The organism is Pedobacter sp. PLR (assembly GCF_026239675.1).
Taxonomy (GTDB): domain Bacteria; phylum Bacteroidota; class Bacteroidia; order Sphingobacteriales; family Sphingobacteriaceae; genus Pedobacter.
In genome coordinates this window covers 14,006-27,619 of record NZ_JAPIVQ010000007.1, presented here as the reverse complement: position 1 = coordinate 27,619, position 13,614 = coordinate 14,006, and the positions used below count along the sequence as shown (strand labels likewise).

15 protein-coding genes are annotated in these 13,614 nt (G+C 39.2%); 13 read left to right on the top strand and 2 right to left on the bottom strand.

What is annotated here, in order from left to right; all coding sequences use genetic code 11:
* Nucleotides 1–87 precede the first annotated feature (87 nt).
* From pheS to OQX61_RS17560, 6 genes are all read left to right on the top strand, one after another.
* Nucleotides 88–1,125, top strand: coding sequence for a phenylalanine--tRNA ligase subunit alpha (gene pheS, locus OQX61_RS17585; protein ID WP_265843110.1), 1,038 nt, complete (start codon nt 88–90; stop codon nt 1,123–1,125).
* Nucleotides 1,126–1,130: 5 nt separating this feature from the next.
* Nucleotides 1,131–1,544 (top strand): hypothetical protein, encoded by a 414-nt coding sequence (locus OQX61_RS17580; RefSeq protein WP_265843109.1) that lies wholly within the window; start codon nt 1,131–1,133, stop codon nt 1,542–1,544.
* Nucleotides 1,544–2,119, top strand: a complete 576-nt coding sequence (locus OQX61_RS17575; RefSeq protein ID WP_265843108.1) for a TetR/AcrR family transcriptional regulator — start codon at nt 1,544–1,546, stop codon at nt 2,117–2,119. The genes OQX61_RS17580 and OQX61_RS17575 overlap by 1 nt, the downstream gene beginning before the upstream one ends.
* Before the next feature lie 586 nt (nt 2,120–2,705).
* Nucleotides 2,706–2,816 carry a phenylalanyl-tRNA synthetase subunit alpha gene (locus OQX61_RS24355; protein WP_182961826.1) on the top strand — a complete coding sequence of 37 codons (111 nt, stop codon included), beginning with the start codon at nt 2,706–2,708 and terminating at the stop codon, nt 2,814–2,816.
* 177 nt (nt 2,817–2,993) lie between these two features.
* On the top strand, nt 2,994–4,490 hold the full coding sequence (gene rlmD, locus OQX61_RS17565; RefSeq protein WP_265843107.1) for a 23S rRNA (uracil(1939)-C(5))-methyltransferase RlmD: 1,497 nt from the start codon (nt 2,994–2,996) through the stop codon (nt 4,488–4,490).
* An 8-nt stretch (nt 4,491–4,498) separates the two neighbouring features.
* A complete protein-coding gene (locus OQX61_RS17560) occupies nt 4,499–4,900 on the top strand; it encodes a hypothetical protein (RefSeq protein ID WP_265843106.1) in 402 nt (133 codons plus the stop codon).
* A 66-nt stretch (nt 4,901–4,966) separates the two neighbouring features.
* On the opposite strand, the gene OQX61_RS17555 is transcribed toward OQX61_RS17560, so the two are convergent.
* Complete coding sequence (locus tag OQX61_RS17555; protein WP_265843105.1) at nt 4,967–5,683, bottom strand: head GIN domain-containing protein; 717 nt, start codon at nt 5,681–5,683, stop codon at nt 4,967–4,969.
* Nucleotides 5,684–5,819: 136 nt separating this feature from the next.
* On the opposite strand from OQX61_RS17555, the gene OQX61_RS17550 reads away from it, so the two are divergent.
* From OQX61_RS17550 to hemH, 5 genes are all read left to right on the top strand, one after another.
* Complete coding sequence (locus OQX61_RS17550) at nt 5,820–6,329, top strand: phosphoribosyltransferase family protein (RefSeq protein ID WP_182961830.1); 510 nt, start codon at nt 5,820–5,822, stop codon at nt 6,327–6,329.
* A gap of 37 nt (nt 6,330–6,366) precedes the next feature.
* Nucleotides 6,367–6,990 carry a 1-acyl-sn-glycerol-3-phosphate acyltransferase gene (locus OQX61_RS17545; RefSeq protein WP_265843104.1) on the top strand — a complete coding sequence of 208 codons (624 nt, stop codon included), beginning with the start codon at nt 6,367–6,369 and terminating at the stop codon, nt 6,988–6,990.
* Nucleotides 6,987–7,946, top strand: a complete 960-nt coding sequence (locus OQX61_RS17540) for a hypothetical protein (RefSeq protein ID WP_265843103.1) — start codon at nt 6,987–6,989, stop codon at nt 7,944–7,946. The genes OQX61_RS17545 and OQX61_RS17540 overlap by 4 nt, the downstream gene beginning before the upstream one ends.
* A 58-nt stretch (nt 7,947–8,004) precedes the next feature.
* Nucleotides 8,005–8,853, top strand: a complete 849-nt coding sequence (locus tag OQX61_RS17535; protein ID WP_265843102.1) for a 4-hydroxy-3-methylbut-2-enyl diphosphate reductase — start codon at nt 8,005–8,007, stop codon at nt 8,851–8,853.
* Between the two features lie 90 nt (nt 8,854–8,943).
* Nucleotides 8,944–9,960, top strand: a complete 1,017-nt coding sequence (gene hemH, locus OQX61_RS17530) for a ferrochelatase (protein ID WP_265843101.1) — start codon at nt 8,944–8,946, stop codon at nt 9,958–9,960.
* A 71-nt stretch (nt 9,961–10,031) separates the two neighbouring features.
* On the opposite strand, the gene OQX61_RS17525 is transcribed toward hemH, so the two are convergent.
* Nucleotides 10,032–11,249, bottom strand: a complete 1,218-nt coding sequence (locus tag OQX61_RS17525) for a glycosyltransferase N-terminal domain-containing protein (protein WP_265843100.1) — start codon at nt 11,247–11,249, stop codon at nt 10,032–10,034.
* A 63-nt stretch (nt 11,250–11,312) separates the two neighbouring features.
* Here OQX61_RS17525 and OQX61_RS17520 point away from each other — a divergent pair, with 63 nt between their 5' ends.
* Entirely contained in the window at nt 11,313–12,623 is a 1,311-nt protein-coding gene (locus OQX61_RS17520; protein WP_265843099.1) for a UDP-glucose/GDP-mannose dehydrogenase family protein, read from the top strand.
* Nucleotides 12,623–13,612, top strand: a complete 990-nt coding sequence (locus OQX61_RS17515; RefSeq protein WP_265843098.1) for a UDP-glucuronic acid decarboxylase family protein — start codon at nt 12,623–12,625, stop codon at nt 13,610–13,612. Before OQX61_RS17520 ends, OQX61_RS17515 begins: the two co-directional genes overlap by 1 nt.
* Nucleotides 13,613–13,614 lie beyond the last annotated feature (2 nt).

Genomic DNA, 13,614 nt, shown 5'->3' with positions numbered 1-13,614 from the left:
CAATTTCTACCCGGACATCCTGTTCAAGTTGATTTTTGGACTCAGCGATTATAAAAATATTATATAAATAGCTGTATATTTGGCCTCATGTTACAAGAGAAGATAACACAATATACTGCTGAAATAAATGCGTTTTCCACGGATAACGCTGATGAGTTAGAGCAATTCCGCATCAGATTCCTGGGTACAAAAGGAATCATCAAAGATATTTTTGATGAGTTTAAAGCTGTTTCACCTGAGGAAAAAAGAGTCCTGGGGAAAGTTTTAAATGAGTTTAAGCAATTAGCGGAAGCTAAATATCAAACGCTTAAAGATCAGACTGAAGTAACTGAAACCAAAAAGGATCTGGGTTTAGACCTGACTTTACCCGGGGAAGGTTTTGAAATCGGTGCCCGTCATCCACTGGCATTGGTGAGAAGAGAAATCGTAGAAATCTTTAATAAACTAGGTTTTATTGTTGCTGAAGGTCCGGAGATTGAGGACGATTGGCATAACTTCTCTGCATTAAATTTTCCTGAAGAGCATCCCGCACGTGATATGCAGGACACTTTCTTTATTAAGAAAGGTGGAGAAAAGGGTGATATCGCTTTGCGTACCCATACTTCTTCTGTTCAGGTGAGAATGATGGAAGAAGGAAAACCACCATTCAGAGCCATCATGCCAGGTCGTGTGTATCGTAACGAAGCAATCTCTGCAAGAGCACACTGTTTCTTCCACCAGGTAGAAGGTTTGTATGTAGATGAGAATGTATCTTTCGCCGACTTAAAGCAAACACTGTTCTATTTCGTGCAGGAATTATATGGAGAAGGAACAAAAGTTCGTTTCCGTCCTTCTTATTTCCCTTTTACTGAGCCTTCGGCAGAGATGGACATTTCTTGTACCATTTGTAAAGGTGCAGGATGTCAGCTGTGTAAGCAAAGTGGCTGGGTAGAGATTCTGGGTTGCGGTATGGTAGATCCTAATGTATTAGAAAACTGTGGTATTGACTCGAAGAAATATAGCGGCTTCGCTTTCGGAATGGGAATCGAACGTGTAGCTAACCTAAAGTTCGAAATTAAAGACCTGAGGTTATTCTCAGAGAATGATGCCCGCTTTTTGAAACAATATAAAACATCGTTGATATAACCTGAATGATCAAAAAGATAACCGCTGCATTTGTAGTTTTACTACTGTTTGTAGGTTGTGGTAAGGATGATGGAGTATATATTCCTAATATCCTTGTCAATTACCGGATATCTGAAGCAGAGTTTAGCATAAAGGCAAAGAGTGGTATTCTATTGGTGCCAAATTTTGGGGTGGCAGGCTTGATGATCATTAAGGTTGCGCCCGGGAATTATGTTGCTTTTGATCAATGTAGTTCAGTAAATCCTGATCAACGCTGTAAAGTAGTACCGGATGATAATTTGATTACGGCTACTGATCCTTGCAGCGGTGCAAAGTTTTTACTGCTTGACGGTAGTCCGCAGAAAGCGCCGGCTGTACGTTATTTAAAGGTATATCGCACCTCTATTGGAAGCGATGGGTTGATAAATGTATCTAATTGATGGAACCAGAGAAAATTAAAGAAAGTATAATCAGGGCTGCAAAGGAGTTATTCAGAAAATACGGGTATCACAAAACAAGTGTAAACGAAATTGCGAAGAAAGCCAGAATAGCCAAAGCTACCATATATAAGTATTTTGAGAGTAAAGAGCAGGTTCTGGATGCCATATTAATGGATTATCTGGATACAAACCTCCACGAGATTCTAAAGAATAAGGCGCAGTTTTCTAATGAGGAAGAACACCTGACCGCATTGGTCATGAAGACTTGCAGGCTAACTTATACCGTTTGTAATGAATTTATAGGCTGGGATTTTGTACGTGAAAATGCAAACTCTCAGGAATTCTTAAAACACCTTTCGGATCAGCTGGAATCGCTGTTACTTTCTGCTTACCTGGAACTTGATCATTTCAAAAATAACCCTTCCCGCAAAGAAGGACTTGCCTTCTTACTGAAAGCAAGCAAAAGCATCGTGTTCTCATTTGCATTTACTTCGGTGAGTGATTCTGATGTAAGAAAGAACTTTGTTAGCTTCCAAAAAGAGCTGTTACCGTTTTTGGTTAAAGCAGCGTTGTAAATATTAATATTTACTGGTATAAGGAAACCTGATATCATTTCTATAAGTATAAAGCCCTCCGGAATCATTCCTGAGGGCTTTCTTTTTACCAACGTTTTATGAATTCCGAAAGGTTCTCCTGCTGCGGTCTGGTACTGGTGATATTTCGCGCTAATTTGTAGCCTGGTTGACTGATCCTTGTGCCATGGTTGAAAGGCTTCCGGCCCTGGAAAGGCCCTGTCAACGGCGGGTTAAGGCTCTGATAAGGCTTCGGGAAATGTAATCAGATCAGGAGGAGTATTTGCTGGCCAATATTGCAGTATCTTACCCTGATTTTAATCGAAAAAAAAATGGCAATACTCCCTTGCATTTTGTAGCGAAAGGTTTTGTGATTCTTAAAACCAGTAGCTATACGTCTTTTATTTGTCAAAACTAACCAGATGCCCAGGGCTGAAAATTCCTGTTTCAGGAATGATATGATGAAGATAGCTGTTTAAAACGCTATTGACCTTTATTTTTACTTAAACTTCTTCAATTGATAACATATACCGTTTTGGTATTTGGTATGAAAATTGTTAAATTGGTCTTGTTATCAACATATAAGACAATGAGTAAAGAGGTTTTAGAAATTTCTGTTTTGGTTGATGAGAAGTTTGATATGAGCTTTAACCTGGTTGAAGGCGTTTTTGGTTTTATCCTGCGTGTTTTTGATAAGTAAAAGATAACAATTAGATTTCTTGTTGTATAGGCTGTAAAAGCCTAATGGAAATTCCTATGTCTTAAAATTCCATTTTTCCTTCCTTATAGTGTCCTGAAAACAATTTTTGCTCATCCGCTTGCCCGCCTTTGAAAAACATTTACAACGCAATGAAAAAAAACTTAAATTTGCGGCATAATGAGTAGAAATAGAAAATCCGGAACGGTAACCATTATCCCCAATTTAAGTATTATTGATATTGCTGAAGAAGGCAAGGGAGTAGGTAAAGCAGATGAATTGGTGGTATTTGTGGATAAAGCTGTACCCGGCGATGTCGTTGATGTTCGTATCGTAAAAAAGAAAAAGAATTTCGCTGAGGCTGTAATCGAAACAATACATGAAAAATCTGAATTAAGAACAGATCCGTTCTGTCAGCATTTTGGTACTTGTGGTGGTTGTAAATGGCAACACATGGAGTATAGTGCGCAGTTGACATTTAAACATAAAAATGTAGAAGCTGCATTGCAAAGACTGGCTAAAATTGATACTTCATCAATGGAGCCGATCTTAGGATCAGCAGAAAACAAATACTATAGAAATAAATTAGAGTATACATTCTCGAATAAACGCTGGTTAAATAAGGCAGATATGCCGGTTGTTGATGCGGAAGCTGAAACTGAAGCAGACGAAAATGTAGCCTCTCCTGAAAAGGCAGAAATGGAAATGAATGCGTTAGGTTTTCACGTTCCCCTGCGTTTTGATAAAATATTAGACATCGAGCATTGTTATTTACAGGCAGAACCTTCCAACACTTTGAGAAATAAAGTGAGAAGTTATGCTTTGGAAAATGGCATCAGCTTCTATGATCTGCGTAACCATGAAGGTAGCTTAAGAAACCTGATCATCCGTACTTCATCAACTGGTGAGGTGATGGTAGTGGTGGTTTTTGCTTATGTGGAACAAACACAGGTAGACGGTATGATGGAATACCTGAAAGTTAACTTCCCTGAAGTGACTTCTCTTTTATACATCATCAACCAGAAGAAAAATGATACTATTTTCGATCAGGATGTGATTACCTACGCGGGTAGAGATCATATCTTTGAAGAAATGAATGGCCTGAAATTCAAAATCGGTGCCAAGTCATTCTATCAGACGAACTCTATGCAAGCCCTGGAATTGTATAAGATCACCAAAGAATTTGCTGGCTTCAGCGGAGACGAATTGGTTTACGATTTGTATACAGGTGCCGGTACCATTGCCAACTTTGTGGCAGGTAGCGTAAAGCAGGTAATCGGCGTAGAATATGTGCCTACTGCAATTGAGGATGCTAAATTCAACTCGGATTTAAACGGAATCAACAATACCACCTTTTTTGCAGGTGATATGAAAGATATTTTAACAACCGATTTTATTGCAGCACATGGTAAACCTGATGTGGTGATTACTGATCCACCAAGAGCAGGAATGCATGCTGATGTTGTCGCACGATTGTTAGAAATGGAAGCAGAGAAAATTGTGTATGTAAGTTGTAATGCAGCTACGCAAGCCAGAGATTTAGCCCTGTTAAAAGAGAAATATGAAGTAGTGCGCATCAAACCTGTTGATATGTTCCCACATACACAACATGTTGAAAACGTAGTATTGTTAAAGTTTACCGGTCTGACTACTGAAGAAGTAGTAGAAGAAAATTAGAGATAAAAATGGATATTGAAGAATTATTACCTCAGGACCCGGAAGGCAAAAAAGAGGAGCCAAAGAAACTAAGTCCGCTGGTGAGTTTAGAAAAAGATCTGGAATTGTATTCAGATTCTATCAAAGAGGTTTCCATTGCGATTCTCAATGAAGGGATTTCAACGCATCCGATCTTTGTTGCACATCAACATACGGTATCGATAGGGGAGATGATCCTGGACAGAACGGAACTAAATACCGATTGGACCATTCAGGCTTCTACGCTTGATGAGTTTGTGCAAAAAGGGATTGTTAATCCTGAAAAGAAAGCACTATTCTTGAAAAGCTATAAAAAACCACAAGAATTTATGTGTGTATTTGTAATTGTTCCGGAAGGCGCAAATTTCATTTACTACCCGTATAAAAAATAAAAGATCATAAAAAATCCCTACCAGGACTTCTCCTGTGTAGGGATAACTAAAAACTAATGGTCTAAATTATTTGATATGAGTTACATCTCCGCTTTTTGAGGATGATGTTTTATTCAAGGCTGCATTTCCTTTGTAGTTGACATCGCTACCGCCACTCGCACTCGCCTCCAACCCTTTGTTTACATGTACATTTGCATCTGAACCACCACTGGCAGTTACTTTTGCATAGTCGCTGATCAAATCATAGGCATCAACATCGCTGCCACCACTGGTCTGTACGATCATGTTTTTCACTTTTCCTTTAAGTTTGGCATCCGATCCGCCACTTACCGTAACTTCTAAATCATCAGCTAAGATGTCTAATTCAACATCAGAGCCACCGGAAGCGCGAAGATTTAATTTTGGTGTTTTCAAGGTATTCTGACCGAAAACATCACTTCCACCACTGGCAGTAATGGCGCTCAGATTTTTATAGTTGACGTAAACTTTGATACTTTGTCCTTTGAATGTTCTGCCCCAACCCTGGTTGTTCTTGTATTTGATGTTTAGCGAGGTGCCATTCTTCTCTATCACAACATTCTCTAACAGTTCTTTACTGGCGCTAACTTTAATGTTCTCCGAATTGCTCTGGGTAAGGTAAAGGTCTATTCCGCTGGCAACAGTTACCTCATTGAAGTTTGTTAAGGCTATGTTTTTATTTTGCTGTGCTTTTGCAGGTATCGTATTTAAGGAAAATGCAAGAAGTACCGGTAAGGCAGTCTTAAATATAAAGGTGTTTTTCATGAGAATTTATGGTTAAGGTTATAATGATTAGACGCCATCTATACCTAAACGTTGCAGGATTTGGATTTTATTTTTTAAATATTTGAATATGCCCCTTAAAATCGTTCTTTTTGTAGTATAAACAATGAAATAACAAATGGCAGAATCTCAATTGCTTATTCTTGATAAGAAGCAGATACAACAAAAGATTAACAGGATTGCTTACCAGATATTGGAAGATAACCTTAATGAGAAGGAAATTGTATTGGCTGGGATATGGGATCGTGGCTATAAAGTGGCCCTGCGACTAAAGAAAGTATTGGCTAAGATATCAGACCTCAAGATCACCATGTTGAAGATTGAGCTGGACCGCCTAAATAGTAAGCTGGTTGCCAATACAGATCTTGATGAAAGTCACTGGAAAAACAAGGTGATCATTTTAGTAGATGATGTCTTGAACAGCGGGAAAACTTTGGCCTATGGATTGGGTGTTTTTCTAAATACCCCACATAAAAAGATTAGAACCGTAGTATTGGTAGATAGAAGTCATAAAATATTCCCTATTGCAACGGATTTTGTTGGCCTGCAGATGGCTACCGTTTTAAAGGAACATGTAGACGTAGTGATTGATGTAGAAGGAGAAGAGGACCGGGTTTATTTAAGTTAGTCTTGCATTTAAGGGTTATTTTTCTCATTTTAGAGAGATGTACCCGTCCCGCAAAAGCACTGTAATCTTTCAATTCTTTTCCTGGTATACAGCTTATATCATAAAGAAGGACTTTTCAAGCTATACTTACGACCGGCTTCAGATTAAGGAGGATGAGGCGATATTACTCCTTGCGAATCATTTTAGCTGGTGGGATGGCTTCTTAATGTTTCAATTGAATAAGGTTGTTTTTAAGAAGGAATTTCATGTGCTGGTGACGGAAGAAGATTACCAGCGGCAGTGGTACCTGAAATATCTGGGTGCTTTTGCTTCGAAACCCAAAGGTAAAGATATGGTAGAAACCCTGACTTATGCCGGACAATTATTGGACAACCCTCAGAATCTAGTGCTTTTATTTCCTCAAGGCAGACTGTACACCAGTTATGTCAATAATGTTTCTTTTGAAAGGGGCGTGATGCAATTGATCAATGCTTCTAAAAAGAAGTTTCAAATCGTGTTTTCTGCTACGTTTACTGACTATTTTGACAAAAGAAAACCGGTAGCCAAAAGTTATCTTTGCACCTGGGAAGCAGAAGAGTATATCAGTTTACAGTTGCTGAAAAGAGAGTATAACAAACATTATAACGAAGCCATTCATAAACAAAGTAAAAAATCTGCATGATTTTTTTCCTCTACATAGTACTCGTATTTTTAGTCCTGCGTTTTTCAGTAACCCTGTTTAATTTTGTTTCCAATCCTAAAATTGGGAACTATCGCCGGTCTTTTACGGATAAGGTCGTGATCATCATTAAAATAAGGCAAACAGCACAGGAAGCGGAAAAACTAATGGCTAGTGTTGCAGCACAGGATTACCAAAATTACGAGATACTGATTCAGTCAGCTGATGGCCCGGATGTAGCAGCCAGTGCTAAGGGCGCTTATTTCCTGTTCCTTGATGCGAATACCCAAATTGAAAAAGGATTGATCAATAGCCTGGTTTATCGGACTACGGTATTTAAACTTGCGCTGCTGAGCGTGATTCCTACACCTAAAATCTCCGGCTTTCTGGCCAATTGCATTTATCCCCTGAGTGATTTTGTATTGTTGAACTTGTTTCCGCTAAGGTTAGTCAGGCTAATCAATCATCCGGCTTTTGCAATGGCTAACGGTGCTTGTTTATTCTTTGATGCAGCGGTTTATCAGCGATACGAATGGAATGACAGGGTCAAAGATTCTAGTCAGGAGGCTCTGGAGATGGTGAAAACCATAAAACAGGAAAAGTTAAAAGCGGATCTGTTGCTGGGAAATAAACTGATTTACCAGGAGGAACGGGAGCTTGATCTTACGCTTTTCTCTAAACGTTTGATGCTCAATTTTAGTAACCAGCCTATCGTAGCCTTAGGCTATCTGGTATTGGTGATTGCCGGACCAGTGGTGATGGCACTAACTTTAGCTCCGGTATTTTTGTTGCTACCTTACGGCTTGATCTTTTTATCAAGAATGATGATCGCTTACTTGTCCGCCCAAAAGCCTTTTCCAAACATTTTGTATCACCCATTACAAATGCTCAGCTTAACCTGGTTGCTGCTTAACAACAGCTGGAACCGCTTCCTTGCAGTTCTTAAGCCTAAGAAATAGCATATCAAACTCTTTTTATGTAATTTTGTAACTTCAATAGGTTCCATATAATTAATTTATGAAATACGATTTAGCCGTCACGATAGATAAAGCATCAGGTTTTTGTTTCGGAGTAGTATATGCGATAGACATGGCCGAGGATATTCTGGACCATGAGGATTACTTGTATTGCCTTGGGGATATTGTACATAATGATGAAGAAGTGAAGCGATTAACCGCTAAAGGACTTCGTATCATCGACCATGAACAGTTACTGACTTTAAAAAATGAAAAGGTATTAATCAGAGCGCATGGTGAGGCTCCGGCGACCTATAAGCTGGCGATGGAAAATCAACTGACCTTAATCGATGCCTCTTGTCCGGTGGTTTTAAAACTGCAAAACAGGATTAAAAATTCACATGATGACGATGAGCAGATTTTGATCTTCGGAAAACATGGCCATGCGGAAGTAATCGGTTTACAGGGACAAACAGATGGGAAAGCAATCGTATTTCAGGATCTTGCAGAATTGGATAATGTAGATTTACCTTCAAAATTCACGCTGTATAGTCAGACGACTAAAAGCACAGATAAGTTTTACCACATCAAAGATGAATTGCTGAGCAGGGGCTATGAAGTGAAAGCAAATGATACCATTTGTCGCCAGGTTTCTAACCGCTATGGTGATTTGGAAAAGTTTGTCGTGGATTTTGATAAGATCATCTTTGTATCAGGTAAGAAATCTTCCAACGGGAAGGTACTATACGATGTGTGCAAAAAATTCAATCCCAATGCTTACTTTGTTTCAAATGTGGAAGAAATTGACCAGTCCTGGTTTTCTGCAAATGATAAGGTGGGAATCTGCGGGGCTACCTCAACGCCGATGTGGCTAATGGAAGAGGTAAAGTCAACTTTAGAATCTTATTAATACATTATTACATCATTAAAAAGTAATTATTGATTTTCCCCTTATAGATACGGGGTTATAATCAATTGATTAATTATTTTTGCTAAAATTATGGGAAAAAAGGGCATACTGCTGGTAAATTTAGGAACTCCGGATAGTCCGGAAGTAAGTGATGTACGGAGATATCTTGATGAGTTTTTGATGGATGAGCGCGTGATTGACATCAACGCTTTTCAAAGAACATTATTGGTGAAAGGAATTATCGTTCCCTTCCGTAGCCCTAAAACTTCTAAATTATATAAAGAGATCTGGGACGAAAATGGATCGCCTCTATTGTATTTCAGTAAAATTCAGGCAGCGATGGTTCAGGAGAAACTGGGTGATGAATACCAGGTTGAATTGGCCATGCGTTACCAAAATCCTTCTATAGATGCTGGTCTGGACAGACTAAAAGCAGGTCTGGTAGAAAGTATTCAGGTGATTCCTCTATTCCCGCAATACGCCTCTGCAAGCACAGGTTCCGTGATTCAAAAAGTGATGGAACTGGTGAGTAAATGGCAAACTGTGCCACCAATTAGTTTCGTTAACTCTTTCCATGATAACGAATTGATGATTGATACTTTCGCTGAAAATGCAAAAAAGTATCAGCCGGAAAGCTATGATCAGATTTTATTTAGTTTCCACGGCTTGCCGGAAAGACAATTAAAGAAATGTGACCATACCGGACAACATTGTTTGAAAAAAGACGATTGCTGCAGCACTTTAACGGATGTCAACAAGTTTTGCTATTCTGCACAATGCCATGATACCGCCAGATTGATCGCCAAAAAATTAAATATTCCTGCCGAAAAATATTCAGTATGTTTCCAATCGAGATTGGGTAAAGAGCCATGGGTACAACCTTATACCAGCGATGTTTTAAAAGAGCTTGCGGAAAAAGGTAAAAAGAGACTTCTGGTATTTTGTCCTGCTTTTGTGGCCGATTGTCTGGAGACTCTTTATGAGGTTAGTGTGGAGTACCACGAAGAGTTCAGAGCCCTTGGCGGTGAGGAAGTTCAGTTGGTGGCCAGCTTAAATGATGACCCTAAATTTATCGATGCTCTTGTTGCAATGGTGAAACCATCATAAACTTACGAACTTAATAACTATGTTATGGTAGCTTCATAACCGATAAAAAAATCATAGTTTCTGGTGAAACACTAAAAATTACCTGCTATATAATCAAGGATCTGACGGGTAGAACCGGTTTTATCCTGTACATATTTCTGAGCGATCTTTCCCGCGGCTGCATTCTTTTTGAATTGCAGAAAAGCGGTAGAAAGATCGCTTTCTGTTTCGATACTAATTGCCGCACCAATTTCAATCAGATCTTTTGCCTCCTGGAATTTATCATATTTTGGGCCAAAAATAACAGGTATTCCAAATGCAGCTGCTTCCAGGGTGTTGTGGATTCCTACCCCAAATCCGCCACCGATATAAGCGATGGAACCATATTGGTATAAGGAAGAAAGCATCCCTATATTGTCTATAATTAAGGTTTGAGCATTGGTATTGCTGTCTTTTAATAAGGAGGAATGGGTAATCGCTGCGGGAATGAGTTTTTTTATTTCTTCAATATGGGCAGCATCCGTTTCATGTGGTGCGATGATGAATTTCCAGTCCGGATGTTGATGGATCAGACCAGCGATCAGACGCTCGTCGGCCGGCCAGCTACTTCCGGCAATAAATACAGGGTTAGTTCCGCAGAAATCTGCGACCTCTTTAATTGTTTTTGGCAATTGTGCATTTTCTGCTACACGGTCAAAACGGGTATCGCCGCTAAGACTCACATTTTCCAGTTGGATGGTTTTTAATAAGTTAACACTCTGTTGGTTTTGTACGAAGAAATGTGTCACAAAACTCAGTATTTTTCGTTGAAAGGAACCGTACCATTTGAAAAATATCTGATCCGGACGGAAAATCCCGGAGATAATATATAATGGTATGTTTTGCTGATTTAACACCTTGAAATAGTGGTACCAGAATTCGTATTTAGTGAAGATGGCGATTTCAGGTTTGATTGCCGCAATGAATTTTCGGGCATTTGCCGCAGTATCTAATGGCAGGTAAAATACACCAGCTGCAAGGGTATAGTTTTTCCTGATTTCATATCCGGAAGGAGAGAAAAATGTGATGACTATATTTTTATCTGGATATTGTTTTTTAATTTTTTCCAGAACGGGTCTTCCCTGTTCAAATTCACCAAGAGAGGCGAAATGAAACCATATGTTTGTTTTAGACTGGTCAAGCGTGTTTTCTATTTGCTTGAAAAGTCCTGATCTTCCTTTGATAAACAGTTTTGCCTTTACATTAAATAAGGAAAATACGCCCACCACTAATCCATAAAAAGAGATTCCAATATTATAAAGCCAAAGCATTTTGTGTGTTTATTTATTATCTTAGCCGAAGATACTTCATTAAAATTAAAACGTAATTAATATATGAAAATAGCTGTTATTGGAACAGGATATGTGGGTTTAGTTACTGGTACCTGCCTTGCAGAGACAGGAAACACAGTAATTTGTGTGGATATAGATGCAGCAAAGGTAAAGAAGATGCAGGATGGTCAGGTACCTATCTATGAACCAGGACTTGATGTATTATTTCATAGAAATATTGCTCAGGGCAGGTTAACTTTTACGACTGATCTGGCACATGGTATTCAGGATGCACAGATTATATTTATGGCTTTACCTACGCCTCCGGGTGGTGATGGTGCTGCCGATCTTTCCTATATCCTGGGTGCTGCAAAAGATATTTCTAAATTGGTTACGGAATACAAGGTGATCGTCAACAAATCTACAGTACCGGTTGGAACAGCAGATAAAGTCCGTGCGGTTTTTGAGGCAAACACAAACATTGAAATTGATGTGGTTTCTAATCCTGAATTTCTTCGTGAAGGGGTAGCTGTAGAAGATTTCATGAAACCTGATCGCGTAGTGATCGGTACTAAAAGTGAAAAAGCACAGAAATTAATGGCAGAATTATATGGCCCGTATGTTAGACAAGGTAATCCAATCCTGTTTATGGACGAGCGTTCTTCTGAGCTGACAAAATATGCAGCAAACTCTTTCCTTGCTACAAAAATCACATTCATGAACGAGGTTGCAAATCTTTGCGAAATTGTGGGTGCGGATGTTGATGCAGTGCGTAAAGGAATTGGTTCTGATGCAAGAATCGGTAAACGTTTCCTTTTTCCTGGTATCGGATACGGAGGAAGTTGCTTCCCCAAAGATGTTCAGGCTTTGGCTAAATCTGCCGATGAGCATCAATATGATTTCCAGATCCTGAAAGCGGTGATGGATGTGAATGAGAAACAAAAGACAGTTTTGGTAGACAAACTGCTTAAATATTATAAAGGCGACCTGAAAGGCAAGCATTTTGCGCTATGGGGATTGGCCTTCAAACCGGAAACTGACGATATCCGTGAGGCGCCAGCTTTATACATTATCGATGAGTTGCTGAAACATGGTGCAACGGTTGCCGCTTTTGATCCGGAAGGAATGGATAATGTAAAACGTCTTTTAGGGGATAAAATCAGCTTTGTTACCAATCAGTATGAGGCATTGCACGATGCAGATGCACTATTGATCGCTACAGAATGGTCTGTTTTTAGAAATCCTGATTTTGAAAGAATGGAAGAAAACCTGGGTAATAAGGTGATTTTTGACGGACGTAATTTGTACGATCTGGAAAAAATGATCGAGCTGGGTTATTATTATAATAGTATTGGTCGTAAATTAATAGGGTAATGGGACGTAAAAGAGTATTGATTACCGGAGCAGCAGGCTTCCTGGGTTCACATTTATGTGATCGTTTTATCAAAGAAGATTATCATGTGATTGCGATGGATAACCTGATTACCGGAGATCTTGAGAATATTGCACATTTGTTCAAACTGGAAAACTTTGAGTTTGCACACCATGACGTATCAAAATTCGTTTATGTAGCAGGCGAGTTAGATTATATCTTGCACTTTGCCTCACCGGCAAGTCCGATTGACTATCTGAAAATACCAATTCAAACGTTAAAGGTAGGTTCATTAGGGACTCATAATTTATTAGGCCTTGCGAAAAGTAAAAATGCCAGAATGCTGATCGCTTCCACTTCGGAAGTCTATGGTGATCCAAATGTAAATCCTCAGCCTGAAGAATACTGGGGTAATGTAAACCCTGTCGGTCCGAGAGGAGTATACGATGAGGCGAAACGTTTTCAGGAAGCGATGACTATGGCTTACCATACTTTCCATGGTTTAGAAACCAGAATTGTAAGGATATTTAATACTTATGGTCCAAGAATGCGCCTGAATGATGGTCGTGTTTTACCTGCTTTCATCGGACAAGCTTTACGTGGTGAAGACCTTACTGTATTTGGTGATGGTTCTCAAACCCGTTCTTTCTGTTATGTGGATGATTTAGTAGAAGGTATTTACAGGTTGTTGCTTAGCGATTATGCAATGCCGGTAAATATTGGTAATCCTGATGAGATCACTATCAAGCAGTTTGGTGAAGAAATTATCAAATTAACCGGTACTACTCAAAAATTGGTGCTGCGTGATTTACCAGTGGATGATCCAAAGCAAAGACGTCCGGATATTACTAAAGCCCGTGAGCTTTTGGGCTGGGAACCTAAAGTGAGCAGGGCAGAAGGTTTGAAAATTACTTACGAGTATTTCAAGTCTTTGCCAGCAGAAGCATTGGTAAATAAAGAACACAAAGATTTTACAACTTATAACCGTTAATA